Genomic DNA, 25,074 nt, shown 5'->3' with positions numbered 1-25,074 from the left:
GCTGTTGCCGCGATCAGGCGGCCGAGACGACCCCCTCGTCTCTCCACTCCGTGCCGTCCCAGCGGAAGGCATGGCCGTTGTCGTTGGTCACGACGCAGAGCTGCGACGAGTAGCAGGCGACGGCGCCGCCGTTGGGGACCGAGAACGTCGTCGTCGTGGCGCCCCACGCGTAGGCTCTGCCGGCGGGGTCGCCGTGGCCGTAGGCGCAGAAGTCGTCGCCGTTGCGGGCGCAGGCGGCGTACATGAACCAGCCCGAGGTGCCGAGTCTGGCGGTTCTTCCCCACGTGCCTCTCTCGAGGAAGGTGAAGTCGCCGAAGGTGCCGTTGGCGACGCATCTTCTGCCCGTGGTGCAGGCGATCCGCTGGGTCCAGCTGATGCCCGGGTTCTCCGGCGTCGACCAGATCGCGCCGTTCCACCACATCACCGTCTGGTTGCTGCCGATGGCGGCGACGCAGTCAGTCGGGGAGAGACACTCGACCGACGTCATCTGCGTGCCGCTGAACTCTCTCGGCGCGCTCCAGACGGTCCCGTCCCAGGTGTAGATCGACGCTCTGCCGTTCGTTCTCGACTGCGCAGCGAGCTGGCAGAACGTCGTCGTCGGGCAGGAGAGCGCCTTCACGTAGCTGGGGTTGACCCCGCCCGTGACGTCGGGGCCGGCGGTCCAGCTGCCGGCTCTCAGCAGGTAGGTCTTGCCGGCCGTGTCGACGGCGAGGCACTCGCCCGCCTCGCCGCACGAGATGAACAGCTCATCTCTGCCGGCCGAGACCAGCTCGCGGTCACCCCACGCGCTGCCGTCCCAGGTCACGACGCCGCCGTTCAGGTCGGCGGCGGCGCAGAACGCGCTGGTCGGGCAGGTGACCGAGCGCATCGCCTGCGGGCTGTTGCCGGCGATCGCGATCGAGACCGTGCCGCTGGCGACGACGCCGTCGGCATCTCTCACCTGCACCGTGAAGCTGCGCGAGCCGGAGGCCGACGGTGTGCCCGAGAGCGTGCCGTCGGTCGCCAGCGTCAGCCCGCTCGGGAGCGAGCCGCTGGTGCGCGTCCACGTGTACGGCGCTCTGCCGCCGCGGACCTCGAGCGCCTCGGAGTAGGCGACCGACACTCTGCCTCTCGGCAGCGTCTCCGTCAGCACCTCCAGGGCGTTGGGGACGACCGTCAGCGTCAGCTGCTTCGACGCTCTCTGGCCGAACTTGTCGGTCGCGGTGACCGTGACGACGCTGTCGCCCTCGGTCGTCGCGGTGCCGCTGATGCTGCCGTCGGCGGGGAGCGTCAGCCCGTCCGGCAGCGTGCCGGCGGTGATCGCCCAGGTGATCGGGGCGCCGCCGCCGGTCGCTCTCAGCTGGCCGCTGTACGGCTGGCCGGCCATTGGTCTCAGCAGCGACTGGTCGCCGACCGAGAGCGCCGGGTAGACGCTGCTCAGCGTCAGCTCGCGGCTGACCTTGGCGCCGGTCGCGTCCGTCACCGTGACGGTGAAGGTCGCCGCCTCCGGCGCCGTCGCGGTGCCGCTCAGCTTGCCGTCGGCGGCGAGCGTAAGCCCGGCCGGCAGCGCGCCCGCGGTGACCGCCCACGTGAGCGGCGCGATGCCGCCATCGGCTCTCAGCGTCGCCGTGTACGGCGCCTCGACGACCGCGTCGGCGAGCGTCTGCGCCGGCAGCGCCAGCGCCGCGCCGTCGACCTTCAGGCTCAGCGCGCGCGTCGCCCGCTGGCCGTCGCGGCCCTGCACGGCGACGGTGAACGCGGACGTCTGGAGCGCCGTCGGGACACCCGAGATCGTGCCGCTGGGGCCGTCGAGCGTGATGCCCGCCGGCAGTGTGCCGGCGGTGACCGACCACGTGTACGGCGCTGTCGAGCCGGCGCCTTGGAGCGTGGCGACGTAGGGGACGCCAAGTCTGGCGTCCGGCAGCGTCGCGGTCGTGACCGATGCCGGCGGCGCGGCGACGACGATCCGCAGCTCACGCGAGCTGGTCTTCTTCTTCGCGTCGGTGACGGTGATCGTGAAGGTCGCGCTGCCCGGGACCGTCGGCGTGCCGGAGATCCGGCCCGTGCTCGGGTTGAGCGTCAGCCCGGCCGGAAGCGCGCCCTTCGTGACCGTCCAGGTGAACGGCTTCGTGCCGCCGGTGACGGCGAGGTCGGCGCCGTACGGCGCGCCGGCGGTCGCGTTCGCGACGCTGCTGGTGCTCAGCTGCGGCGGCGCGCTGCCGCTCGCCTGCGCGATCGTCCAGTCCTTGCTGAAGAGGTCCGGCACGTTGCGGTCGAAGCTGAATCTCCACACCTTGAAGGCGATGCCGGCGCCGGCCTGGAAGCCGCCCGACAGGCGCCACCACGGCGTTCTCGTGCTGTCGACGTCGAATCTGATGAGGCCCTCGGCGGTCAGGTACGGACCGCCGGCCTCGTAGACGTCGAACATCAGCTTCGGGCCGATGCCGGCCATGATGCCGGCGTTGAACTCAGGCTCCGGGGGAGTGAACGAGAAGCTGTTGTTGAGCGTCTTGACCGGGATCAGCTTGTCGCCGTCCCACTCGAGGCCGACACGCGCGTCGAGCGCCTGACGGACGGTCGTCTCGACGGCGCCCTCGACCGAGCCCTCGGCGATCACGTGGAAGTTGAGCTTCGGCGTGATCACGACCGGGACGGGGCCGACGGCGAACGTGATCGGGCTGTAGCGGATCGGGGTCTTGAGCAGGTCGACGTCGAGCTCGCACTTCGCCTTGCCGGAGACGCGCAGCGCCAGTCTGGAGCTCTGCTGCAGCCGCGCGACGGCGATCGCCTTGATCGTCAGCGGGTGCCAGAAGCCGCCCCACGAGATGCCGATCTCGGAGCCGGCGCTGAGGCCGAGCGTGCCCTTGACGGTGGCGGAGACGCCGCCCTCGCACTTGTACGGCTTCTCGACGTCGCCCTCGGGCTGCGCTGAGGCACGCGCGCCGAGCGCGCCGGGGCCGACCTCGATCTGCGGGCGCACGGTGATGCGCGCCTGCGGGCCGATCGCCGACAGCGGCGCCTGCGGGCCGGTGACGGTCGCGGTCTCGCCGTCGCGCTTGACGGTGGCGACGGTGATCAGCAGGCCCTGCGGGGTCGCCTTCGTCGGGCCGGAGGCGAGCGTGTCGCCGACGCCGACCTTGCGGCTGGGATCGGAGAGCGTGACGGTGTAGCCGCCGTTGGCTCTGGCCGCTCTCGTGATCGCCGACTCCTGCGCGACGCGCGTTCTGTTGGAGACGACCTGGACCCAGCGGACGGCGACGGTGCCGCGGCCGCCTCTGCGGATCTGCACGTTGGTCGTGCGGAACTTCGGGAAGGTGACGGTGCTGCCGCGCACGATCCGCTGACCGGTGACGGTCCAGCGGCCGAAGACGCGGGGGAAGAAGGAGCGGTCTCTGGAGATCCGCCAGCGTCTGCCGTGCGGGCCGGTGACGATCGCGACCGGGCGGCTGCCTCTGGGGCCGCCGTGCAGCGAGACGTGCATGACCGAGGGGCGCAGCGGTCTGCCGTCGCGGCGCTGCGCCTCGGCGGCGCTCGGGCCGAAGGTGAGCGACTGCGGCGCGCCGGTGGCGGGGCAGTCGGCGGGGGCGCAGATCGGCGCGGCGGCGGGTGCTGCCGTCGCAGTCGCCGCGCGCTGCATGCTCCATGCGAGCAGCGTGGCCAGGAGCAGGCCGGCGGCCAGCGCTCCTCGGCGCAGCGAAGTGAGACGTCCTTGTCCAGTCATGACCAGCGTGATCGTCGTGACGTAAAGCGGATTTGAACACCGGCGCTGTTTCCGTACATGCGTCGACTACGCCATAGGCGAGACGGGCGATCCGTGCTACGCGCGGGCACGATCGGCGGCGCCTGTGTGAAGCGGGGATGCGCGGCGAGTGTGCGTTCCTGGCGCACAGGCGTGCGCGGGAAACGCTCGGTTGCGGGCGGCACGTGCCGCCCGCAGCTCTCAGATGCCGAGGCGGCGGTACTCGATCGCCGGGCAGCGGTCCATCACGACCGTCAGCCCCGCGGCGCGGCCGCGCGCGGCGGCCGCCTCGTCGATCACGTCGAGCTGGAGCCAGGCGGCGCTCGCCCCGATCGCGACCGCCTCGTCGACGTGCGCGCCGGCCTGCTCCGAGCGGCGGAAGACGTCGACGACGTCGATCTCGACCTGCTCGCGGGCGTCGGCGAGCGTCGGGTAGGCGCGCTCGCCGAGGATCTCCAGCGCGGCCGGGTTGATCGGCACGATCCGGTTGCCGCGCGACTGCAGCAGCGCCGCGATCCGATGGCTGTCGCGGTTGGCGCGCGGCGAGCAGCCGACCACGGCCCACGTGAGCGGCCGCGACAGCAGCGCGCGGATCTGCTCGTCAGGCGGGTTCATCTCTGCGCCGGCTCGTCGGATCTGCCGCCGGGCGCCAGCTCGCGCAGCCGCCGGCCGCCATCGACGGCGTGCTGCGCGCCGTCGCGGGCGTGCTCGCCGACGCTTCTGGCGCCGTCGCGGGCGTGCTCGCTGACGCTTCTGGCTCCGCCGCGCACCTTGTGGACGGCCTCGCCGATCCACCTGCGCGCTCTGCGCGATGGCAGGTCGTCCGGCCGCGTCAGGTCTCTGCGCGCGTGCGTTCTCAGCTTCGTCGCGAGATCGCCCTCGACCGGCGGATAGGAGGAGACCGGCTCGCCGTCCTTCCAGACGATCACGTGCCGCTCGCCGTCGACGATCGCGGCGCTGAACATGCCGTCGATCTGCTGTGCCTCGCCGATCGCGACCTGGCGATGTCTGACGCGCTCGATCCACAGCAGGAACAGCGCCAGCGCTCTCGGGCCGGCAGTCGCCAGCAGCCAGGCACGGAAGCGCTTGTTGCGCAGCAGCTTCCACAACCACAGAACCCAGGGACCCATGCCCTGGAAGCTACCCGGCTCGGCCGCCCGGCACCGTCACCGCCGTACGATCGCTCCAATCCGCTCGATCTTGATCCTGGACGATCGCGCGCTGACACGATTCTCCGGAAACGATCGAGTTCGCTGGACGAATGTCGAATACGACGGGTATGTCCCATCGCTTCCTCCCCGCCGCGGCCGCCGTGCTGGCGGTCGCCGCGCCGCTCGCGCTCGCCGACGGCGCCGCCGCCGCGAGCAGACGAGCGGCCGCGAGAACGGCCGCCCCGACCGAGCTGCTGCTGACCTTCCGCGAGCGTCCCGGCCTGCACGAGTTCGTCAAGGCCGTCTCCGACCCCGCCTCCAGACGCTACCGCCAGTACTCGACCGTCGAGGCGCTCGCGCGCAGATACGGCCCGACCCCGAGAGCGCGCAGAGCGGTCGCCGCCTGGGCCGCCGCCAACGACCTGACGGTCTCCGTCGCGCAGACCGGCACCTTCGCGATCGCCAGCGGCAGCGCCACCGCGCTCTCCGCCGCCGTCGGCGGCAGCGGCCTCGCGCAGGCGAGCGGCCGCGACAGCCGCCTGCCGGTCCCGGCCGCGCTGCGCGGCAGCGTCGGCTCCGCCGCGGTGCTGTCGCAGCAGGAGCTGCCGCTTGCCACCGGCCCGTCGGCGCCGGTCGCGAAGACCTCCGCGCGCGCCCGCGCTGCGCAGAGCGGCGCGCTCCCGACCCCGAACGCGATCCTCGCCGAGCTGTTCGGCTCCGCCTCCGAGCGCAGCGGCACGCCGAAGGGCTGCGCGCCGGGCACCAACTCCGGCGAGACGCTGGAGTACATCGGCGCCGGCACGCCGATCGGGCTGCCGCTCTACGGCTACACGCCCAACCAGTACCTGACCGCCTACGGCCACGCGCAGCTGCACAGACGCGGCTTCCGCGGCGAGGGCATGCGCGTCGCCGTGCTGGAGATCGACGACTTCATCCGCTCCGACGTCGAGACCTTCGCGAGCTGCTTCGGCTCCGAGCTGCCGAAGATCACGCGCGAGGCGATCGGCAGAAGATTCCCGGCCCCGGGCGGCGAGACGACGCTCGACCTCGAGGTGCTGATCGGCTCGCTGCCGAAGCTGGAGGCGATCCACGTCGTCGGCACCGCGCAGCCGAGCCCGGCGAGCCTGCTGAAGGGCGCGATCGCGACGCTCGGCACGCCCAAGACCCGTCCCGACGTCGTCTCGATCTCGCTCGGCATCTGCGAGCCGGCCCTCGCCGGCCAGGTGACGACGATGCGCGCCTTCAGCGACGTCTACGCCGTCGCCGCGGGCGCCGGCATCTCGACGCTCGTCTCGACCGGCGACTCCGGCGTGACCGGCTGCGCGCGCGAGGCCGGCCCGTCGATGATCTCGGCCGTCGCCGGCCCGTCGACGAGCCCGTTCGTGACCGCCGTCGGCGGCACCAACATCACGCTCGACAGCGCCAACAGACTGCGCTCCCAGCAGGTCTGGAACAACGCCCCGGCCGGCCTCTCCGGCGGTGGCGGCGGCATCTCGGTGCTGTTCGAGTCGCCGTGGTGGCAGGGCGGTCAGCAGGGCGGCATGGGCGGCCGCGTCGTGCCCGACATCGCCGCGCTCGGCGACCCCTACCCGGGCTACGCGATCTACTGCACCGCCGACGACCAGGACTGCCGCGGCACGCGCGATCCCAGAGGCGGCTGGCAGACGATCGGCGGCACCAGCGCCGCGACGCCGCTGATGGCGGCCGGCATCGTGCTCGCCAACCAGGAGGCGAAGAGCAAGGGCCAGCCGCCGCTGGGCCTGCTCAACCCGCTGATCTACGCGATCGGCGGCGGCAAGCCGGCGACGTACAAGGGCGCGATCAGCGACGTCACGATCGGCTCCAACGACGTCGGCAAGGCCGTCCCGAGAGATGCCGGCGGCGGCACGCCGATCGGCCAGTTCTCGGCCGAGAAGGGCTACGACGCCGCGACCGGCTGGGGCTCGCTGAAGATCGCCGGCTTCTCCGCCGAGGCGGTCAAGGTCGCCAAGCGCCAGGCCGCGAAGGCTGACGGCGACGACCGCCGCGTCGCTCCCGACGGAGACGACCGCAGAGCGGCGCGCAAGACGACGCGCTAGACGAACCAGATCCGCAGCGCCACGACGACCGCGATCACGATCACGATCACGAGCTGCCGCCAGAACAGGCGGCGCTCGGCGCGGTCCTGCGCGCGGGCCTCCAGCTCGGAGTCGTCGTAACGGTCGGGGAGTTGGCTCACGTCAATTCCCCGACCGCGCCGGTCTTCTCCGTCTTGTCCCATCTCATCTCGGCGCCGCGCGCCTCCTTCACGTAGGCGGCGGCGGTGATCGCGCACAGCAGCGGGCCGTAGCCGACGACGTAGAGCAGCGGCGCGCAGAGGCCGCGCAGCCGCTTCGGCAGCGCCGAGTCGAGCAGCTTCACCAGCCACGCCGCCAGCATCGAGGCCGACAGCCAGACGTAGGCGAACAGCAGGAATCCGGTCGCGAGGCCGTCGTCGGGCTCGATCCCGGCGTCGCGCAGCCAGCCGGCGATCGTGTCCTCGAACAGCGGCGGGTAGAGCGCGTAGAGGATGATCCCGAGCGAGATCGCGCCGGGGAACAGCAGCCCTTCGCGCCAGGTCCGCTTCGCCGTCTCGGGGTCGATCGAGAAGCTCGACAGCGTCACGAACAGGTAGGTCACGACGTTCAGGAACCAGAGCGTGCGGAAGACCTCCAGCGACTCGCCGTCGTCGATGAACCACAGCGCCACCAGCGACGCCGAGCTGGTGAGCATGAAGACCGGCATCAGGAAGACCGAGAACCAGATCAGCGCGAAGCCGATCCCGCCGAGCGAGCCGGCGCGGCCGCGCCGCAGCCAGATGTGGCGGAAGCGGCGCGTCACCTGCACGTTGCCGCGGCCCCAGCGCAGCCGCTGCTTCCACAGCCCGGTGATCTCGCGCGGCTCCTCGGCCCACACGATCGCGTGCGGCTCGAAGACGACCTTCTTGCCGGCGAGCTGCACGCCGAGCGTCGTGACGGTGTCCTCGGCCAGCGTCGACGTGTCGATCTCGCCGCCGACCGCCTCCAGGCTCTCGCGCCGCAGCAGCTGCGCGCCGCCGGCCAGGCAGGCCTGCGCGCCGAGCACGTTCTGCGCCCGTCGCGCCGCCGCCTGCGCGGTCACGTACTCGAACGAGACGAAGCGGTTCATCCAGTTGCCGGGCCGGCTGCCCTCCTTGATGTAACCGGTCACGGCGCCGACGCGCTCGTCGCTGAGGTGGCGCGTCATCCGCCGCAGCGACGGCGGCGTGAAGATCACGTCGGCGTCGATCACCAGGATCGCCTCGTACCAGCCCTCGGCGCGGATGATCCGCAGCCCGTGGTTGATCGTGTGGGCCTTGCCCTCGCCGCCTCTCTCGCGCCGCAGGTGGAAGATCCGCCCGGGGTGCTCGGCGGCCTTCGCCAGCACCTTCCGCGGCGTCTCGTCGGTCGAGGCGTCGTCGACGACGTAGATGCGCACGCAGTCGGCGGGGTACTCGAGCGCGAGCAGGCGGTCGAGCGTGCGCTCGACGACGGCGGCCTCGTTCCAGGCCGGGATCACGATCGCCACGCGCGGATAGAACGGCTCGCGCGGCGTGCGCATCCGCAGCGCGTACAGACCGGCGAGCAGGAACTGGTAGCAGCCGGCGACGAGCGGGATCGCGCCGACGAGCACCAGTGCGACGAGGATCGGGCGGGCGACGTCCTCCACGTGGCGATCAGCCTCCCACGCGCCTCAGCGCGCGGGCGACTCGGACAGCGCCCGCACGACCGCGAGGCAGTGGTCGTAGCGCCCGATCGTGTCGGCTCTGTGGCTGTCGGTGCTCATCAGCAGCGGCACGCCGCGCGCCACGAACGGACGCAGCGTCGCCGCCGACGGGGTGCGGTAGCGCTCGTTGACCTCGATCCGGTTGCCCGTCGCGTAGGTCTTCTGCGCCAGCGACTCGATCAGCTCGACCGGCACGTCCTCCTCGCGCACGCCGATCTTCGGCAGGATGCTGAAGATGTGCGCGATCACGATCCTGCCAGGGTGCCGCGGCAGGCAGTTCTCGGTCGCGGCCAGCAGCCCCGCGACGACCTCCTCGGCGCGGTAGCGGCCGCTCTCGATCCCCTCGCGCACCTCGTCGGGGTGGTGGACGCCGTCGCTCATCGGGACCTGGTGGTCGGCGGCGTAGATCCAGTCGACGCCGTGCAGCTCGCCCTCCGGCAGGTCGAGCGTGCCGCGCGTGTCGAGCAGCTTCGCCTCGATCCCGCAGTGCAGCGCCAGCCGCGTCTGCGCGCCGAGCGCGGCGACCGCCGCGGTGTACTCCGGCACCCAGTCGGTGTCGCGGCGGACGTGGTCGACGCAGGTCAGCTCGACGAGGCCGAACGCCTCCGCCTCGGCGACGTTCTCCTCGATCGTGTTCCTGCCGTCGGAGAAGGTCGAATGGACCTGCATGTCCTGCGTGGCGGCGATCGCGGGGTCGTGGCTCATGCGCGGCTCGCGACGCGTCTGGCGGCGTCCCGCAGCGCCTCGATCTCGGCGAAGGGGAAGAAGCGCTCGGTGAAGGAGCGCACCATCGCGATCTCCTCGAACGGCAGCGGGCCCGTGGGGACCGGGCCGCCGAGCGCCTCGGCGACCGCCAGCGACGGCATGTCGATCCCGGCCGCGATCGTCAGCGGCATCGTGCCGGGGAAGCGCGGGTTGACCTCCAGCAGCGCCGGCGCGCCGTCGGCGGCGCCCTTCACCTGCACGTTGGCGACGGTCGTCAGCCCGATCAGCCGCGCGACCTCGGCGCCGAACCGCTCCAGCTCGTCGTCGCGCTTGGTGCGGCCGGTGATCGCGATCCCGGAGTCGACCTTCAGCCGCTCGCGCGGGACGACCGCGAGCACCTCGCCGCTCGCGCTCGCGAGCACGTCGAGCGAGAACTCCGGCCCGGGCAGGTGCTCCTGGATCAGCAGCGTGCCGTCGCGCTCCAGCGCCGCCAGCTCGTCGTGGCTGCCGAGCAGCGCGATCCCGCGCGAGCCGCTGCCGCTGCGCGGCTTGACGATCACCGGCAGCTCCGGTTCGGAGGGGTCGAAGCTCGCGTCGACCAGCCAGCAGCGCGGCGTGCGCACGTGTGTGCGGCAGCGCGCGTCGAGCGCCCACTTGTCGAGGCAGACGGCGAGCGTCTGCTCGTCGGCGAGCACGAGCGTCACGCCGGCTGCGGCGTAGCGCTCGCGGTCGCGCGCCAGCGGCAGCAGCTCCTGGTCGACGGTCGGCACGACGACGTCGACCGACTCGCGCTCGCACAGCTCCAGCAGCTGGTCGCAGAAGGTCGGGTCGTCGCCGCGCGGCAGGATGAACCGCTGCCCCTCGGGCACCAGGTAGAGGCCGGCGGCGTAGGGGTCGATGTCGCCCGCCAGCACGGTCAGCCGCGGGCCCTCGATCGACTGCATCACGGCGATCCCCGAGGGACCGCCCGCGCCGGTCACGAGCACGCGTCCTGGCAGCTCAACGGGCATCTGCAACCTCTCGTTCGGTGGCGCCTTCGTGCATGTCGGCTTCGCGCACGACCTCGAGCGGCTCGACGTACTTCGCCTGCGTGAAGCGGCTCCAGTAGCGCGCGGTCGAGCGCATCAGGTCCTCGTCGAGGTAGCTGCGCACCGCCGTCTGCGAGGCGAAGGCGCGGATCACCTCCAGCTTTCTCTCGACGTACGGGTCGACCGCGACGAACTTCGTCGGCTTGAAGTCGACCGTCGTCGAAGGCGCCTGGTAGCAGTAGACGCGCGGGATCCCGCGCGCCGCCACGAGCGTCGCGTGGTGGACGTTGCGGTGGTCCTGGTGGACGTCCTTCGACGTGTGCGTGTAGACGGTCGTCGGCAGGATCTCGTCGATCACGCGCTTGATCACGCCGATCGTCGTGCCGCCGTCGCTGACGCTCGTGTCGGACAGGTCGGTGTGGAAGAGACGGGCGCCCATCAGCTCGGCGGCCAGCCGCGACTCGGCCGCGCGCGCGGTCGCCTCGCCGCCCTGCTCGCCGCCGGTCAGCGTCAGCACCGCGACCTCGTGGCCGGCGGCGGCGTGGCGCAGCAGGATCCCGCCGACGCCGATCTCGACGTCGTCGGGGTGGGCGCCGACGGCGAGCACCCGCTCGCGGCCCTTCGCGCGCCGCTCGCGCGTCAGCGCGACCAGCTCGCGCGCCTTCTCGACCAGCTTCGGCGGCTCGACCGGCTTCGTCAGGTAGTCGTCGGCGCCGGCGCGGATCGCCTCGACCGCGTGGTCGAAGCTGGCGTGGCCGGACAGCATCAGGACCGCGACGTCGGGCTGCGCCGACTTGCCGTGACGGACCATCTCGTGGCCGTTCATCCCCGGCAGGTCGATGTCGGACAGCAGCAGGTCCCACGGCCGCAGCGTCAGCTGCTCGACCGCCTGCTCGGCGCTCGGCGCCCAGACGACCTCGCCGAGCGGGCTCAGCAGCTCGATCACGACAGCGGCCAGCACCTCGTCGTCCTCGACGAAGAGGATCAGCGCGTCGTCTGTCATCGGTTCCCTGCCCATCGTCCCGTTCACTGTTCCCTGCAGCGCCCGGAACCTAGCCTCGCATTTCCGGCTTCACGGTAGAGATGCGCAGATGCGTGGGATGATGCGCGCAAATGCACACCGAACCGCTCGATTCCGAGGTCGTCGGCGCGCTCTCCTCAGAGCTCGGCGAGCCGGCCGTCTTCGCCCGCCTGGTGCGGCTCTACCTCGATCGCCTCGGCGAGCGGCTCGAAGCCGTCGTCAACGCCGAGGACGCGACGGCGCTGGCCGCCGCCGCGCACTCGCTGAAGTCCGCCAGCGGCACCTTCGGCGCGCAGATCGTCGCCGACATCGCGACCGAGCTGGAGGCGATCGGCGAGCGCGGCGAGGACGCCCCGGCGCCGCTGCTCGACGGGCTGCTCGACGCCGCCGAGGACGCGCGCAGAGCGCTGGAGCAGGTCGTCGCGGAGGTCGAGGAGGGCGTCGAGATCAATCCGCCCGACGAGGGTTAGTCCGCGTCAGCCAGCTCGAGCAGCTTCGCGACCGTTCTCCAGTTGCGCGAGGTCGCTCTCACTCTCAGCGGGCGCTCGGTCAGCACTCTCGCCAGCTTCGACTGCGACAGGCCGGCCGGCGTCGACAGGTACAGCTCGCGGCCGATCAGCGCGTAGGCCTCGGGCGCCGGATCGTCGGGCACGAGGCGCGCGACCGCGTCGGGGTCAGGGGCGTCCGAGAGGAAGACGACGTGGAAGAGGTTGCCCGCGGCGACGGTCGCGCCGAGCGGGTTGGCCTCCACGACGGCCGCCAGCTCGTCGCGCGTGCGGATCGTGATCAGCACCTCGAAGCCGAACTGCTCCACGATCCCGGCCTCGATCTCTCTGGCGACCGTCCGCGCCGCTCTTCTGGGGCCGCTGAAGACGACGTTGCCGCTCTGCACGTAGGTCGCCACGTCGCTGAAGCCGAGCCGCTCCATCAGCGCGCGCAGCTCCGCCATCGGCACCTTCTTGCTGCCGCCGACGTTGATCCCTCTCAGCAGCGCGATCGTCCTCATCGCGCTGACCCTACCGGACGACCTCGCGTCACCGGAGCGGCGCCGACGGCGCCGCTCCGAGCACGGCCTATATTAGGGTGAGTCTCGGGAAACCGAGGACGGTCATGAGGCCTCTGATCTGGCCGTTGGGCGGGCAGTTCGCTCCGCCCGTGACTCCCATCGGTGAGGTGGTGCTGAATATCTTGCTCAACAAGTAACCGGTCACGGTGTTTCGAGTGACCTTTGTCGTCAGCAATCCGCCTGAATATAGACAGCTTCCAATCGAAGCCGCCGCGAAATCAACTAGGAATCTGTACGAACTGCCGGAATAGTCTATGTCTGTTATGTTCGGTAGCGTTCCCGAGAATCCGGTGTATCTCACTATTCCGCCGTTTAGGAATGTCACGCTTCTCACGAGCGCGGGAGGGCAATTGGCGATTGTCGTTCCCGCGCCCGATAGTAGGATCGTTCCGATCGTAGTGCCGACGGTCTTCGCGAACGTGCTTGGGAAGCTCACTCCGAGTGTGACGTCGCAGAGTATCGTGGCACCCGACGATATGAACGAGAGTCTTCCGCTGCTCTGAACTAGGATGTTGTTGATGCTGAATCTCGTGGCGAGTGCGCTGCTGGTGAGCGATCCCAGTGTAACGATCGCAAGGGCGAGGGCATAGAGCGACAGGAGTCGCCGCTTGGCGTGCATGGGGTATCCCTCCTCGTAGGGGTGGCATTGTCTGTCGGTGACTGCCGTGGGGCCCCACCATCATTATACAGGAATATGGATTGATAGCCGGGATCGCGCGGGTGGATCGGGGTCAGCGCCTCGATGCCAGCGCGATCGTCCTCATGCCGGCGGTCCTCTCGCGATCCGTTCGCGCATCTCATCCAGCGGGCCGCGGAACCAGCCCAGCTTCTCGATCCACCACGTCAGCCCGGCCTGCTCGTAGGGCGCCAGCAGCGCCGTGTCAGGACCGTTGGAGGCGCCTTCGATGACGACGTCGAATGGGCCGCCGCGCTCGCCGCGCTGCTCGCGCACGTAGGCGACGACCTCCTGCAGCGCGCTGACCGGCGCGTTCGCGTCGTTCAGCTCGTCGGCGAAGATCGGGAAGACGCCGTCCCAGCGGGCGGCGCGTCTGAATGGCCGCGTCCCCGGCCAGCGCCCGGCGATCCAGACCGGCGGCCGCGGCCGCTGCTCGGGCCGCGGCAGGAAGCCGGTCGTTCTCACCTGCTCGTGCCGTCCGGCGAACTCGTATGGCTCGCCGCGCCACAGCGCGTCGACGATCTCCAGCCCCTCGTCGAGCTTCTGCGCCCGCACGCGCGGGTCCGCGTCCTCGCCGAACGCGGTGAACTGCTCCTCGGCTGAGGAGCCGAGCCCGGCGCCGACGACGAGGCGGCCGCCGGAGAGCAGGTCGAGCGTCGCCAGCTCGCGCGCGAGCTTCGTCGGCCGCCGCCGCGCGACCGCCGAGACGAGCACGCCGAGCCGGATCCGTGCCGTCTGCGCGGCGATCGCGGCGACCGTCATGTAGGGGTCGGCGACCGCCCAGCCGGGTTCGTAGGCGACGTGATCCCACACGAAGGCGCCGGCCCAGCCCGCCGCCTCGGCCTCGCGCGCGAGCTGGACGAGCAGCAGCGGGTCGCCGTACTCGCCGACGTTGGGCAGGCCGACTGCGCAGGAGACAGGCATGATCCGACCTTAGCTCGCGCTCCGGGCGGCTGACCACTCGCCCGCTTGGCGCCGGCGCTGCTCAGCGGCGGTGCGGGCGGATCGCGCGCGAGGCGCGCAGTGGTCTGCCGTCCGGGCCGATCGCGCGGACGGCGACGAACTTCGCGCCGGTTCTCACTCTCAGCGCCGTCTCGAAGCCGCTGCGGCGGATCGGTCTGCCGATCGGCCGCAAGTCACCTCGCCGCGGACCTGCGAGCACGCGCCAGCGGCGCACGAGCGTCGCGCCGTTCCAGCTCGCCCACACCGTCGTGCGACGGCCGCCGGAGGGGCGGCGCGCGGCGACGGCCGGTCTGTTCAGCGGCCGGCCGCGCCAGGGGAAGCGGAACGCCTGGTAGGTGTCGGCGCCGGCCGGCAGCGCGAGGTCGAGCAGCAGCCTGCCGTCGCGCGAGAACTCCGACACCCGCTCCTCAGGCCCCCAGCTGACGAAGGCGTTGCCGCCGGGCAGCGTCTGGAGGTTGCCCTCCGCGCCGGCCAGCAGCCGCTCCGGGTGTCTCCACTGGCGCACCAGCCTGGCCGTTCCGGCGCGGCGGTTCAAGCGCAGCTCAAGCGCGCGCGACATCTCCGCCTTCGCCGGCGTCGCCTGGTTGTCGAACAGCGTCAGCGTGCCGTCGGGCCGGCGGCGGGCGTCGTGCTGAAACGCGAATCTCGTGCCGCGGCCCATGCGGAAGTCGCTCTTGCGGCCGCCGAGCCGCCAGACGATCCTGCCGCTGGGCCGGTCGATCTTGTAGATCGCGTGCGTGTTGCGGGCGCTCACGATCAGGTCGCCGTCGCGGTCGACCTCGATCGAGTTGACGTGGAAGTAGTCGTGCGGCTTGTGCTCCTTCGGGCCGGTCATCCCCTCGGTGACGGGAACGTGGTCGGCGCTGCGCCACTGCCACACCAGCCTCCCGCTCGCGACGTCGACCTCCTGGATGCGCGACTCGACGATCGTGCCGACGGCGTCGCCGCCGACCTTCGAGAGGTCGGCCGGGCGCTCGATGTAGAGCGTCATCAGCGCCGTGCCGCGATCGGTCAGCTGGAACTCGTGGTGGTCGGGCAGCTCCCTGGCGACCGATCTGACGCGCGCGATCTCGCGGTAGCTGGTGTCCATCACGACGTACTCGCCATGGCCGTGGCCGAGATGGGTGTTGCCCTCCCACCACGTCAGCACCGGTCTGCCTCTGTACTGCTGGACCTGGAAGGCGGTCGCGGTCTTGTCGCCGCCGACGGCGTGGAACCAGACTGGCCGTCCGCGGTTGTCGACGATCATCGGCCCGTCCTGGCCGGGGCCGCGCTTGACCGCCAGGAATATGAAGCCGGGCGCGAGACCCGCGGCGGCCGGCGTGGCGACCGTCAGCGCGTCGGGGTCGAGCCGCGGGCGCGAGTGGAAGCTCTTCGGGGCGATCGGCTCCGGCTCGGGCTCCGGCGGGGAGGAGAAGAGCAGCTCCCACGCGGCCCCGCCGCCCGCGACCAGCCCGACCGCGGCGAGCGCGACGACGACGCGCCCGCGACCACCGCTGCGACGCGCGCGCCGCGGCGGCTCCTGCAGCGGCGTCGGCGTCTGGGTCGCGGCCATCAGAGGCGATTCTCCCCGCTCCGCTTAAGCGCAGCGTGAGAGCTCGTGAGCACCGCCCACCGCGACGCGGCGTCGGCGGACGGCCGAGCGCGGGCGCGCTATAGTCATCAAGCGATGTCTTCACGTGATGACATACACCAGGGACGGATGATCGCGGCGCTCGTCTTCGCCGGCCTGACCGTCTCGGTGATGTCGACGCTCGGGACGCCGCTGATCCCGACGATCGCGGAGGCCCAGCACGTCTCGCTGGAAACCGCCCAGTGGATGCTGACCGCGACGCTGCTCGTCGGCGCGATAGCGACGCCGGTGCTCGGCCGCCTCGGCGACGGGCCGCAGCGCCGCCGCGTGCTGCTGTTCACGCTCGGCGCGACGCTCGTCGGCTGCGTCGTCGCCGCGACCTCGCGCAGCTTTCCGCAGCTGCTCGCCGGCCGCGCGCTGCAGGGCGTCGGCTACGGCACCGTCCCGCTCGCGATCGCGCTCGTGCGCGAGCACGCCGACGGCGAGCGCCAGCGCTCCGGGATCGCGACGCTGTCGATCACGGTCGCCGTCGGCGCCGGCCTCGGCTTCCCGATCACCGGCCTGATCGCGCAGCTGCTCGACTTCCACGCCGCCTTCTGGTTCGGCGCGATCTTCGCCGCCGGCTCGACGCTCTGCGTCTACCTCTGCGTCCCGCGCGCGCCCGGCCGCGCGAGAGCGATCGCGCTCGACGTGCCCGGCGCGCTGCTGCTCGCCGGCGGCCTCGCCGCGCTGCTGCTCGGGATCAGCCAGGGCGAGACGCTCGGCTGGGGCTCGGTGACCGTCGTCGGCCTGTTCGCCGCGGCTGTCGTGCTGCTCGGCACGTGGGTGCGGATCGAGCTGCGCCACGACGCGCCGCTCGTCGACCTGCGGCTCGTCTCCCAGCGCGCGATCGTCGGCGCGAACCTCGCGGCACTGCTGCTCGCGATGGGCATGTACACGGCGCTGTCGCTCGTCAACCGCCTCGCCCAGACGCCCGAGTCGACCGGCTACGGCTTCGGCGCGACGCTCTTCGCGACCGGTCTCGTGCTGCTGCCGATGTCGCTCGGAAGCCTCGTCTCGCAGCCGATCACGCGCCGCGTGATCGCGCGCTGGGGGATCCGCGTCGTGCTGCCGGCCGGCGCGCTGATCACCGCCGCGACGCTGCTGTACCTCGCGCTCGCGCACAACGGCCTCTTCGACATCGCCGTCGCGACGCTGCTGCTGGGCGTCGGGATCGGCTGCTCGTTCGCCGCGATGCCGGCGCTGATCGTCGCGAGCGTGCCGAGCGAGCGGACCGGCTCCGCGACCAGCCTCAACCAGGTCTTGCGCAGCATCGGCGGCGCGCTCGGCAGCGCCGCCGCGGCCGCGCTGCTCTCCGCGCACCACCCGGCCGGGCTGCCGTTCCCGGAGGAGAGCGGCTACACGATCGCCTTCCTCACCGGCGCCGTGCTCTGCGTCGCGACCGCCGGGCTTGCGATCCTGCTGGCGCCGCCGCGCAGGGTGGCGGCGCGGGCGGCCGCGGAGGCCGAGGACCGGGAGGAGCAGCTGCTGATGGAAGAGGCCGCCGTCGGCGCCGGGATCGGCCCGAGCGTCTTCGACGGAGAAGGGGACGCGCCGCGGATCGCGAGCGCGGGCGAGAGGGTGTCGCGATGAGCGCGACGTCGTCGAGACCGGCGCGCAAGCGCGATGCGGAGGCGACCCGGCGGGCGCTGCTGGACGCCGGCGGGGCGCTCTTCGACGAGCGCGGCTACGAGCGCGCCACGATCCGCGAGATCGGCGAGCGCGCCGGTGTCGATCCCGCCCTGATCGCGCGCTACTTCGGCTCCAAGGAGGCGCTCTACCTCGCCGTCCTCGCCGACGAGGAGCGGGCCGCGCGGCGCGGGCCGTTCGTCGCGGACCTGCACGCGATCGCCGAGCGCGTGCTGACGCGCTGGGACAGAAGCGACAGCTCGCCGGTGCGGCGCGTGATCGCCGACCCGACGCCGGCCGGCGCGGAATGGCGCGAGATCGTCCGCAGGGTGATGGAGCCGGGCGTGCTCGGCCCGGCGCGCGAGGCGGTCGGCGACGGGGCGGACGCCGAGCTGCGCGCGGAGCTGCTGCTGGCGCTGCTGGTCGGCATCTCGGTCACGCGCGCCAACGGCACGATGCCGGCGCTGCACGACGTCTCGCGCGAGGAGCTGCTGCGTCAGGTCGCGCCGCTGCTCGACGCGCTCAGAGCCGGGCCGGGCGCGGAGTAGGCGCGGCGCGGTCGACGCGACGCGCTCAGCGCGGCCGCAGGCCGTCGAGCACGATCGCGATGTAGCGTCGCCAGTCGGGCACGCCGGCCTGCACGATGCTCGCGAGCGCGGCGTAGAGCGGCGGCATGTCGCTGGCGGCGAGGTCGTCGCGCACGACGCCGGCCGCGTGGGCTCTCGCGATCAGCCGCTCGGTCAGGTCGAGCATCTCCTCGATCTGGTCGACGGCGGGGCCGTGCGGGCCGCCGCCGGCGATCGGCGATCCGCCGGCGATCGTGCCGACGGCGTCGGCATAGCCGCGGTCGGCGAGCTGCGTGGAGGCGCAGAACTCGAACGAGCGCTCGAGCGCGTTCCACGGATCGGGATCGGGCAGCAGCTCGTCGCGGATGAAGGCGAGGATCATCGCGAAGCGCTGCTGCACGATCGCGACGGCCAGCGACTGCTTCGTCGGGAAGTGGCGGTAGACGGTCCCGACGCCGACGCCGGCGCGCGTGGCGATGTCATCCATCTGCGCGTCGCGGCCGTGCTCGGCGAAGGCGGCGCGGGCGGCGTCGAGGATCTTCGCGCGGTTGCGCGCCGCGTCCGCGCGCAGCGGCTTCGCGTCCGGTTCAGGTGCGGATCGCGTCGCGTCGTCGCGAATCGCTCTCGCCTCCGGTTCAGGTCCGGACGATGGGGTAGGGGGTGGGGTTGACAAGCGGAACCGTGCCTCCGTATCGTGTCAATCGGAACCGGAACTCCGCTTCCGCCTTTGCATCATACCTTGGAGAGAAAGACCCGCGATGTCAGCCCCCACCTCGCAGTCAGGCCCCGATCCGCTCCGTTGGAAAGCGCTCGTGGTGCTCGCGGTCGCGCAGTTCATGGTCGTGCTCGACGCATCGATCGTGAACGTCGCGCTGCCGTCGATCCAGAGAGACCTCGACTTCTCCGACGAGAGCCTGCAATGGGTCGTCAACGCGTACACGCTCGCGTTCGGCGGCTTCCTCCTGCTCGGCGGTCGCGCGGCCGACCTGTTCGGGCGCCGGCGCGTCTTCATCGCCGGCCTCGGGCTGTTCTCCGTCGCGTCGCTCGTCGGCGGCTTCGCGACGACCTCTGAGTGGCTGATCATCGCCCGCGGCGTGCAGGGGCTCGGCGCCGCCGTCGTCGCGCCGGCCGCGCTGTCGATCGTCACGACGACCTTCACCGAGGGCGCGGAGCGCAACAAGGCGCTCGGCATCTGGGGCGCGCTCGCCGGCGCCGGCGGCGCCGTCGGCGTACTGCTCGGCGGCATGCTGACCGAGTGGGCCGGCTGGGAGTGGGTCCTGTTCGTCAACGTGCCGATCGGCCTCGCCGCGATGGTCGCCGCGCCGCGCTTCGTGCGCGAGAGCAAGGGCACCGAGGAGACGAGCCTCGACATCGCCGGCGCCACGCTCGTGACCGGCGGCCTGATCGTGCTCGTCTACGCGCTCGTCGACGCCGAGAGCGCCGGCTGGGGCTCGGGCCAGACGCTCGGGCTGATAGCGCTCGCGCTGGCGCTGCTGGCGGCCTTCATCGTCGTCGAGCTGAGGCTCGTCAAGCACCCGGTGATGCCGCTGCAGATCTTCCGCAACCGCAACGTCGCGAGCGCCGACGGCGTCGCGCTGCTGGTCGGCGCCTCGCTCTTCTCGATGTTCTTCTTCATCTCGCTCTACCTGCAGCAGGTGCTCGGCTTCTCGGCGTTGGAGGCCGGGCTCGCGTACCTGCCGTTGGCGCTGACGATCATCGTCTCGGCCGGCACCGCCTCGCAGCTGGTGACGAGAGTCGGCCCGAAGCCGATCCTCGTCTTCGGGCTCGTGCTGACGACGATAGGCCTGCTGCTGTTCACGCAGATCTCGGCCGACGGCTCGTTCCTCGGCGACGTCCTCATACCGTCGCTGGTCGTCGCCGCCGGCCTCGGCTTCTCGTTCGTGCCGCTGACGATCACCGCCGTCGCGGGCGTCACGCACAACGAGGCCGGGCTGGCCTCGGGCCTGATCAACACCGCCCAGCAGGTCGGCGGCGCGCTCGGCCTCGCCGTCCTCTCCTCGATCGCCAACTCGCGCGTGAGCGATGTGCTCGGCCCCGGCAGACCGAACCCGGCCGATGTGCCGAACGCGTTGACCGAGGGCTTCCAGATCGCCTTCGCCGTCGGCGCGGGCTTCGCCCTGATCGGCGTCGTGATCGCGCTCTTCGCCGTGCCGAGAGTGGCGCGCGAGGAGCTGCCGCAGGAGGTCGCGGTCGGGGCGTGAGAAATCCAGCGGATCCCACATATCCGCTGTAGAGCCGGTGGGCAGCCCGCGCTAAGCTCGCCGGGATAGCAGTGCTCAGGGCGCCGGGCCCGCGACGCGCGGGTCCGCGCCGCTCGGAGCCTGCTGTCAGGTGCCCCGGGCCGGCTCGGAGCCGACTCCGACCCGGGGCTTTGTTGGGTGCTGGCTATGCGCTACCTGCTGCTCATCCGGTCAATGACCAGGATGGCATGCAGGAGCGCGATAGCCAGGATGAAAGCAACGACTTCCATCCCACCTCCTCTCGTGTCAGGGAGCCGCCGTTCGGCTCCGTACCAGCGGCCCAGAGAGGAGGGCGACCCAACGCCGCCGATGATCCACGAAAAGGTGTTGTGTGTCTGTCGCGGACTGTGACAATTCTGCGCGGTAGGCTCGGGGGCGTGGGGCAGCCTCCTCTTCGAGCCAGCGACGCCGACCGCGAGCAGGTGATCGCGCTGCTGCGGCAGGCGTCGGTCGACGGGCGGCTGACCGTCGAGGAGCTGGCCGATCGCGCCGAGCTGGCGCAGGACGCGAGAACCTACGACGAGCTGAGAGCGATCGCCGCCGACCTGCTGCCGGGGGGCCGGCTGCCGACGGCCGCCGCGCCGCTCGACGCGGCCGCGCTCGGCACGGCGGTCGAGCGCCATCGCGCGGTCCTCTCCAGCCTCGACCGGCGCGGCCGCTGGGTGCTCGCTCCCCGCAGCCGCTTCGGCGCGACGCTCGGCTCGGTCAGCCTCGACCTGCGCCAGGCCGTGATGCCGGGCCCTGAGATCGAGATCGAGCTGAAGGCCGTCCTCGGCAGCTGCGAGCTGATCGTCCCCGACGGCACCGACGTTCGCGTCAGCGGCGGCAACGTGCTCGGCTCATGCGAGCTGCACCTCGGCGCCGAGGCGCCGCCGCCCGGCGCGCCGATCGTGCGCGTGGTCGTGCGCGGCGCGCTCGGCTCGGTCGAGGTGCGCAGCGAGGGCGCGCGGCTGGGCGACCGCTTCAAGCAGGAGGTGCGCAAGCTCGCCGATCGCCTGATGGTGCCGCCGCCCCCGAAGCGCCCGAGAACCCCGCGCTGACGCTCCTCCGCTACTCGCGGCTCGGCGCGCCGCCGATCAGGTCGAGCAGCTGGTTGCGGCGGACGGCGAACTGGCGGTCCGGCGAGAAGCGGCGGCGCGAGCGCGCGAGCTTCTCGCCGCGGTAGCGCCAGCGCGCCCACGGAGAGTCGGGCGTCGCCAACCGCGCCGCCGCGTAGAGCGCGACGAACGGCAGGTGCAGCGCGACGATCCCGAGGATGAAGCGGCCCTTCATGAACGCGACCCCGGACGCCAGCACCAGCAGCACGACCGCGCCGATCGAGGCGAGCGTGCCACCGGCGTCGCCGAGGCCGACCGGGCGCACGCCCATCGCGATGATCGTCGCGAAGACGGTCGCGAGCACGACCGCGTCAAGCGAGGTGCGACCCTCCTTCGCCCAGTAGACGTCCTCGAGGTGGAGCCACAGCGCGAACTCGTCGAGCGTGAGCCCAGCGCCGATCCCGAAGCCGATCGCCGTGATCTGCATCCACGGATGTCTGAACTCGGTCGCGTAGCCGACGAAGCCGGAGATCAGCAGCAGCGAGATCCCCCACACGAGATGGTGGATGTGGACGCCGCTGCCGGTTCTGACGCTGCCCGGCCACCACGTCACGCGCGAGCTGCGCGTCAGCCGCGCGCTCGTGCGGATGAAGCCGAACGAGATCAGGAACGACAGCAGCACCAGCAGCGCCGGCCCGCGCGGCGAGTCGGGCGAGAGGTCGAGGTCGAAGTTCAGGGCGGCGAAGAGCGGTGTCATCCCGCGCCGAAGGGTAGGGCCTCCGGCGCGACCGGCTCAGCCCGGGAGCGTGGCGACGGCGCCGCCGTCCGCTGCGTCAGGAGGCGAACTCGCTGACCGCGTAGACCGGCCGGTTGACACGGTCGCGCACCGCGTTCTCCTCGTCGCCGGGGGTACCGCAGTGGACGACGTACGGCAGCCCGCGCCCGAGGTCGAGGATCGCCAGCACGATCTCGCCGTTGTCGGGATCCTCTCTGCCGACCTCGATCACGGTGTCACGCCCGCCGCGCCGGCACCAGAGCCGGTGGATGCGGCAGTCGCGCGGCGGCGCGCCGGCGTCGGCGGTCGTACAGCGGACGATCGCGGCGTAGGCGGTCTCGTCGTCGGGCTGGGTCGGATCGACCCGCGGCACGAAGAAGGTGACGGGCTGCTCTGCGACGGTCATCTGACGGCTCCTCGCCGGGTGCGTTCGCTGCGGATACGGGCGAGCGCGGTGGCGCGGCGCTGTCGCGCGCTCGGCGCGACCGGTTGGTCGCTCTCCTCGCGCTGCTCCTCGGACGACCGCGCTCGGTCGGTCGCGAGGACTCGCTTGATCAGACCTGACCTTCGGGGCACAATGGCCTCCGCTCCTCTGTTGAAACGCGCGGAAGGACGAGGCGGCCAAGCGTGCGTGGAACATTCAGCTTATCGCGGACTCCAACTTCCGTTGGCGCTCCAGCTCGGCGTCGACCTCGACACCGAACAGCAGCGCGAGGTTGGCGATCCACAGCCAGATCAGGAAGACGATCACGCCGCCGAGCGCGCCGTACGTCGCGTTGTAGGAGCCGAAGTTGCCGACGTAGAACGCGAAGCCGACCGAGGCGAGGATCAGGATCCCCAGGCCCAGCGCCGCGCCCGGCGTGATCCAGCGCAGCTTCGGCTGCTTCACGTTCGGTCCGACCCACGTCAGCAGCGCGATCATCACGACCGCGACGAGCAGCATCACCGGCCACTTCGCGACGTTCCAGACCGTCACGGCGGTGTCGCCGAGGCCGATCGTGTCGCCGAGCGCTCTCGCGACAGAACCGCTGACCACGAAGCCGATCGCCAGCAGCGCTATCAGCACGACCATCACCGCGGTGATCGCGAGCTGCAGCGGGCGCAGCTTCCAGAACGGACGCGTCTCCTCGACGTCGTAGACGCCGTTGGCGGCGCGCATGAACGCGCCGATGTAGCCGGAGGCCGTCCACAGCGCCGTCACCAGGCCGATGCCGAGCAGCGCGCCCGCGCCGCCCTTGTCTCTGACGACGCCGCTGATCGACGTCTCGACCGTGTCGGCGGTCGAGCCGGGCGCGACCTCGCGCACGATGTCGAGCATCGCGTTGACGGTGCGCGGGTACTCGCCGAACAGGCCGACGAGCGCCACCAGCACGATCAGCAGCGGGAACAGCGACAGGACCGAGTAGTAGGTCAGCGCTGCCGCCCAGTCCTGCAGGCCGTCCTCCTTGAAGCCCTTGCCGGCGCGCTTGAGCGTTGCCAGCCAGCCGCGCGGCTCGATGTCGGTGGGGGAGTCGGGCGCGTCCGGGTCGCGGTCCGCGGTCTCGGCAGCCTGCGCGGGAGTCGGGACCTGCTCCGCGTCGGTGGGAGTGGGAGCGTCGGCGGCCGCGCGCGCCTCAGCGGCCGCGGCGGCGTCTTGCGCCTCGGCGCGCTCCGGCGAGGGCTCGCCAAGCGGGTTGGTCTCAGCCGGCGGGGCGGCGTCGACGGCCTCGCCGCCGCGATGGCCGCGGAGGCGGCCGATCAGGCCGCCGCTGCGTCGACGAGTCTGCGCCATCGGCTCACCGCTTCGCGATCCGCAGCGCGATCAGTCCGACGAGCGCGGCGCCTGCGGCGATCAACGGCGTGCGGTGCTCGTTCGCCTGGCGCTTGGCGACGTCGAGCCGCTCCAGCGCCTGCGCCTTCGTGTGGTCGAGGCGCTCGCGCGCCTGCGCCTTCACGTCGGCCTTGATCGCCAGCGCGGCGACCGTGTCGCCGAGCTCGTTGCGGGTCTGCTCGATCTGCGCCCGCAGCGCGACCGGGTCGCCTTCGGCGAGCGTCAGTGCTGACGTGCCGTTCGTGCGCGCGACTTCGCCCATTGCACGTCCTCCTTCACGGTTTCGACGGTCTGCTCCGGCATCGGCGGCGTCGCCTGCTCCACCTGCTTCTTGCCGGCCAGGGCGGCGATCCCGGCGATCGCGAACAGCACGACCGCGACGATCAGCGCCGCCAGCCACGTGGCGACGGCGAGGCTCAGCGCGACGATCGCCGCCGTCACGAGCGCGCCGACGCCGTAGAGGCCGCAGACGGCAGCCCCTCCGAACATCCCCGCGCCGCGCCCGGCGCGCTTGCCCTTCTCGGCCAGTTCGGCCTTCGCGAGCGCGACCTCCTCGCGCACCAGCAGCGAAGCCTGGTCCGACAGCCGCCGCAGCAGCTGAGCCATCGGCAGCTCGGCGAGCTGCTCGTCATGACTGGGGTCGTGCGGCGTTGTCCCGTTCGTGCGGATGCCGCTCATCTGACGCCACCTCCTGGCGTTGCCGACGCTCTTCCCTTACCCGCTGGCGCGGCGGGCACACGCACAGCTCGGCGCGGCGGCGGCCCGGGGACGCTACGGCGTGACGGAGAAGAGGTCGTCTGACAGCGGCGCGATGCCGTCGGCGGCGGCGTACCCCAGCGGGTCGACGCCGTAGATCTCTTGGAGTGTGCGCAGGAGGGTGAAGGCGTTGGCCGGGGTGGTGTCGACTCTGCCGGAGGGTGTGTAGGAGGAGATGAGGAGTGCGCCGACGGGTGTGCCGGCGCCGGCCGCGGCGGCGTCGCCGACGTTGGGGTATCTCGCCGGGCCGAGCGCTCTGGGGTCGGCGTCTGCGGCTGCTCGCGCGCGCGGTGGATCGGTCGGGTTCGTCGGCGTGGTGGTCGTCGGCGGCTCGACGGGTGTGGTCGGCGTCGTCGTGGTCGGCGGCTCGGCCGGCGTGGTCGGCGTCGTCACGGGCGGCTCCGCTGCCGGCGGCGTGGGCGTGGTGGCGGCCGGTGGCGGCGGGGCGGGTGTCGTCGGTGTGGTGGTGGTCGGTGGCGTGGGTGTCTCGGGCGCGGCTGGTGGTTGGTCGCCGATGATCACGATGAGGCCGCCGTTG

At 72.0% G+C, this 25,074-nt stretch carries 25 protein-coding genes; 6 read left to right on the top strand and 19 right to left on the bottom strand.

The features are described 5' to 3' along the window. Positions 1–13 precede the first annotated feature (13 nt). From R7226_RS11210 to R7226_RS11200, 3 genes are all read right to left on the bottom strand, one after another. Entirely contained in the window at positions 14–3,700 is a 3,687-nt protein-coding gene (locus tag R7226_RS11210) for an Ig domain-containing protein (RefSeq protein WP_318597242.1), read from the bottom strand. A gap of 219 nt (positions 3,701–3,919) precedes the next feature. Next, the gene (locus R7226_RS11205; protein ID WP_318597241.1) at positions 3,920–4,333 is read right to left on the bottom strand and encodes a CoA-binding protein; all 414 of its coding nucleotides are present in this window, start codon (positions 4,331–4,333) and stop codon (positions 3,920–3,922) included. Next, positions 4,330–4,848, bottom strand: coding sequence for a hypothetical protein (locus R7226_RS11200; RefSeq protein WP_318597240.1), 519 nt, complete (start codon positions 4,846–4,848; stop codon positions 4,330–4,332). The genes R7226_RS11205 and R7226_RS11200 overlap by 4 nt, the downstream gene beginning before the upstream one ends. A gap of 149 nt (positions 4,849–4,997) precedes the next feature. On the opposite strand from R7226_RS11200, the gene R7226_RS11195 reads away from it, so the two are divergent. Then, positions 4,998–6,947 (top strand): S53 family peptidase, encoded by a 1,950-nt coding sequence (locus R7226_RS11195; RefSeq protein ID WP_318597239.1) that lies wholly within the window; start codon positions 4,998–5,000, stop codon positions 6,945–6,947. On the opposite strand, the gene R7226_RS11190 is transcribed toward R7226_RS11195, so the two are convergent. The 5 genes from R7226_RS11190 to R7226_RS11170 are packed head-to-tail and all read right to left on the bottom strand — an operon-like array spanning position 6,944 to position 11,367. Then, complete coding sequence (locus R7226_RS11190) at positions 6,944–7,087, bottom strand: hypothetical protein (RefSeq protein WP_318597238.1); 144 nt, start codon at positions 7,085–7,087, stop codon at positions 6,944–6,946. The genes R7226_RS11195 and R7226_RS11190 overlap by 4 nt on opposite strands. Next, positions 7,084–8,574 (bottom strand): glycosyltransferase, encoded by a 1,491-nt coding sequence (locus tag R7226_RS11185; protein WP_318597237.1) that lies wholly within the window; start codon positions 8,572–8,574, stop codon positions 7,084–7,086. Before R7226_RS11185 ends, R7226_RS11190 begins: the two co-directional genes overlap by 4 nt. 24 nt (positions 8,575–8,598) lie before the next feature. Further along, the gene (locus R7226_RS11180; RefSeq protein ID WP_318597236.1) at positions 8,599–9,336 is read right to left on the bottom strand and encodes a PHP domain-containing protein; all 738 of its coding nucleotides are present in this window, start codon (positions 9,334–9,336) and stop codon (positions 8,599–8,601) included. Next, entirely contained in the window at positions 9,333–10,346 is a 1,014-nt protein-coding gene (locus R7226_RS11175) for an ATP-grasp domain-containing protein (RefSeq protein WP_318597235.1), read from the bottom strand. Before R7226_RS11175 ends, R7226_RS11180 begins: the two co-directional genes overlap by 4 nt. Further along, a complete protein-coding gene (locus R7226_RS11170; protein WP_318597234.1) occupies positions 10,336–11,367 on the bottom strand; it encodes a PIG-L family deacetylase in 1,032 nt (343 codons plus the stop codon). Before R7226_RS11170 ends, R7226_RS11175 begins: the two co-directional genes overlap by 11 nt. 110 nt (positions 11,368–11,477) lie before the next feature. On the opposite strand from R7226_RS11170, the gene R7226_RS11165 reads away from it, so the two are divergent. After that, positions 11,478–11,855, top strand: a complete 378-nt coding sequence (locus R7226_RS11165) for an Hpt domain-containing protein (protein ID WP_318597233.1) — start codon at positions 11,478–11,480, stop codon at positions 11,853–11,855. Here R7226_RS11165 and R7226_RS11160 read toward each other — a convergent pair. From R7226_RS11160 to R7226_RS11145, 4 genes are all read right to left on the bottom strand, one after another. Continuing rightward, positions 11,852–12,391 carry a DUF1697 domain-containing protein gene (locus R7226_RS11160; RefSeq protein ID WP_318597232.1) on the bottom strand — a complete coding sequence of 180 codons (540 nt, stop codon included), beginning with the start codon at positions 12,389–12,391 and terminating at the stop codon, positions 11,852–11,854. The two genes, R7226_RS11165 and R7226_RS11160, sit on opposite strands and share 4 nt — an antisense overlap. Positions 12,392–12,458: 67 nt before the next feature. Next, positions 12,459–13,070 (bottom strand): hypothetical protein, encoded by a 612-nt coding sequence (locus tag R7226_RS11155; protein WP_318597231.1) that lies wholly within the window; start codon positions 13,068–13,070, stop codon positions 12,459–12,461. A 141-nt stretch (positions 13,071–13,211) separates the two neighbouring features. Beyond that, positions 13,212–14,051 carry an LLM class flavin-dependent oxidoreductase gene (locus tag R7226_RS11150; protein ID WP_318597230.1) on the bottom strand — a complete coding sequence of 280 codons (840 nt, stop codon included), beginning with the start codon at positions 14,049–14,051 and terminating at the stop codon, positions 13,212–13,214. Between the two features lie 61 nt (positions 14,052–14,112). Next, positions 14,113–15,645, bottom strand: a complete 1,533-nt coding sequence (locus R7226_RS11145; protein ID WP_318597229.1) for an arylsulfotransferase family protein — start codon at positions 15,643–15,645, stop codon at positions 14,113–14,115. A 147-nt stretch (positions 15,646–15,792) separates the two neighbouring features. On the opposite strand from R7226_RS11145, the gene R7226_RS11140 reads away from it, so the two are divergent. Continuing rightward, positions 15,793–17,295, top strand: coding sequence for an MFS transporter (locus R7226_RS11140; protein WP_318597228.1), 1,503 nt, complete (start codon positions 15,793–15,795; stop codon positions 17,293–17,295). After that, positions 17,292–17,879, top strand: a complete 588-nt coding sequence (locus R7226_RS11135) for a TetR/AcrR family transcriptional regulator (RefSeq protein ID WP_318597227.1) — start codon at positions 17,292–17,294, stop codon at positions 17,877–17,879. Before R7226_RS11140 ends, R7226_RS11135 begins: the two co-directional genes overlap by 4 nt. Positions 17,880–17,904: 25 nt before the next feature. Here R7226_RS11135 and R7226_RS11130 read toward each other — a convergent pair whose 3' ends face one another. After that, a complete protein-coding gene (locus R7226_RS11130) occupies positions 17,905–18,570 on the bottom strand; it encodes a TetR/AcrR family transcriptional regulator (protein WP_318597226.1) in 666 nt (221 codons plus the stop codon). An 85-nt stretch (positions 18,571–18,655) separates the two neighbouring features. Between R7226_RS11130 and R7226_RS11125 the strand changes: the two genes are divergently transcribed. After that, positions 18,656–20,119, top strand: coding sequence for an MFS transporter (locus R7226_RS11125; RefSeq protein WP_318597225.1), 1,464 nt, complete (start codon positions 18,656–18,658; stop codon positions 20,117–20,119). A 416-nt stretch (positions 20,120–20,535) separates the two neighbouring features. Next, a complete protein-coding gene (locus R7226_RS11120) occupies positions 20,536–21,198 on the top strand; it encodes a DUF1707 SHOCT-like domain-containing protein (RefSeq protein WP_318597224.1) in 663 nt (220 codons plus the stop codon). A gap of 10 nt (positions 21,199–21,208) precedes the next feature. Here the strand turns inward: R7226_RS11120 and R7226_RS11115 are convergent, their stop codons facing one another. The 6 genes from R7226_RS11115 to R7226_RS11090 all read right to left on the bottom strand — a co-directional run bounded on the left by R7226_RS11115 (position 21,209) and on the right by R7226_RS11090 (position 24,929). Beyond that, the gene (locus R7226_RS11115; protein ID WP_318597223.1) at positions 21,209–21,952 is read right to left on the bottom strand and encodes a hypothetical protein; all 744 of its coding nucleotides are present in this window, start codon (positions 21,950–21,952) and stop codon (positions 21,209–21,211) included. A gap of 76 nt (positions 21,953–22,028) precedes the next feature. Further along, the gene (locus R7226_RS11110) at positions 22,029–22,376 is read right to left on the bottom strand and encodes a hypothetical protein (protein WP_318597222.1); all 348 of its coding nucleotides are present in this window, start codon (positions 22,374–22,376) and stop codon (positions 22,029–22,031) included. A 234-nt stretch (positions 22,377–22,610) separates the two neighbouring features. Continuing rightward, positions 22,611–23,741 carry a YihY/virulence factor BrkB family protein gene (locus tag R7226_RS11105; protein WP_318597221.1) on the bottom strand — a complete coding sequence of 377 codons (1,131 nt, stop codon included), beginning with the start codon at positions 23,739–23,741 and terminating at the stop codon, positions 22,611–22,613. A gap of 4 nt (positions 23,742–23,745) precedes the next feature. Continuing rightward, entirely contained in the window at positions 23,746–24,042 is a 297-nt protein-coding gene (locus R7226_RS11100) for a DUF3618 domain-containing protein (RefSeq protein ID WP_318597220.1), read from the bottom strand. Next, entirely contained in the window at positions 24,003–24,458 is a 456-nt protein-coding gene (locus tag R7226_RS11095; protein ID WP_318597219.1) for a phage holin family protein, read from the bottom strand. Before R7226_RS11095 ends, R7226_RS11100 begins: the two co-directional genes overlap by 40 nt. Positions 24,459–24,551: 93 nt before the next feature. Continuing rightward, positions 24,552–24,929: a hypothetical protein gene (locus tag R7226_RS11090; protein WP_318597218.1), complete on the bottom strand. Its 378-nt coding sequence runs from the start codon at positions 24,927–24,929 to the stop codon at positions 24,552–24,554. Positions 24,930–25,074 lie beyond the last annotated feature (145 nt).

This window comes from Conexibacter stalactiti (assembly GCF_033542075.1).
Lineage (GTDB): Bacteria > Actinomycetota > Thermoleophilia > Solirubrobacterales > Solirubrobacteraceae > Conexibacter > Conexibacter stalactiti.
This window is presented reverse-complemented; position numbering and strand designations above follow the sequence as displayed.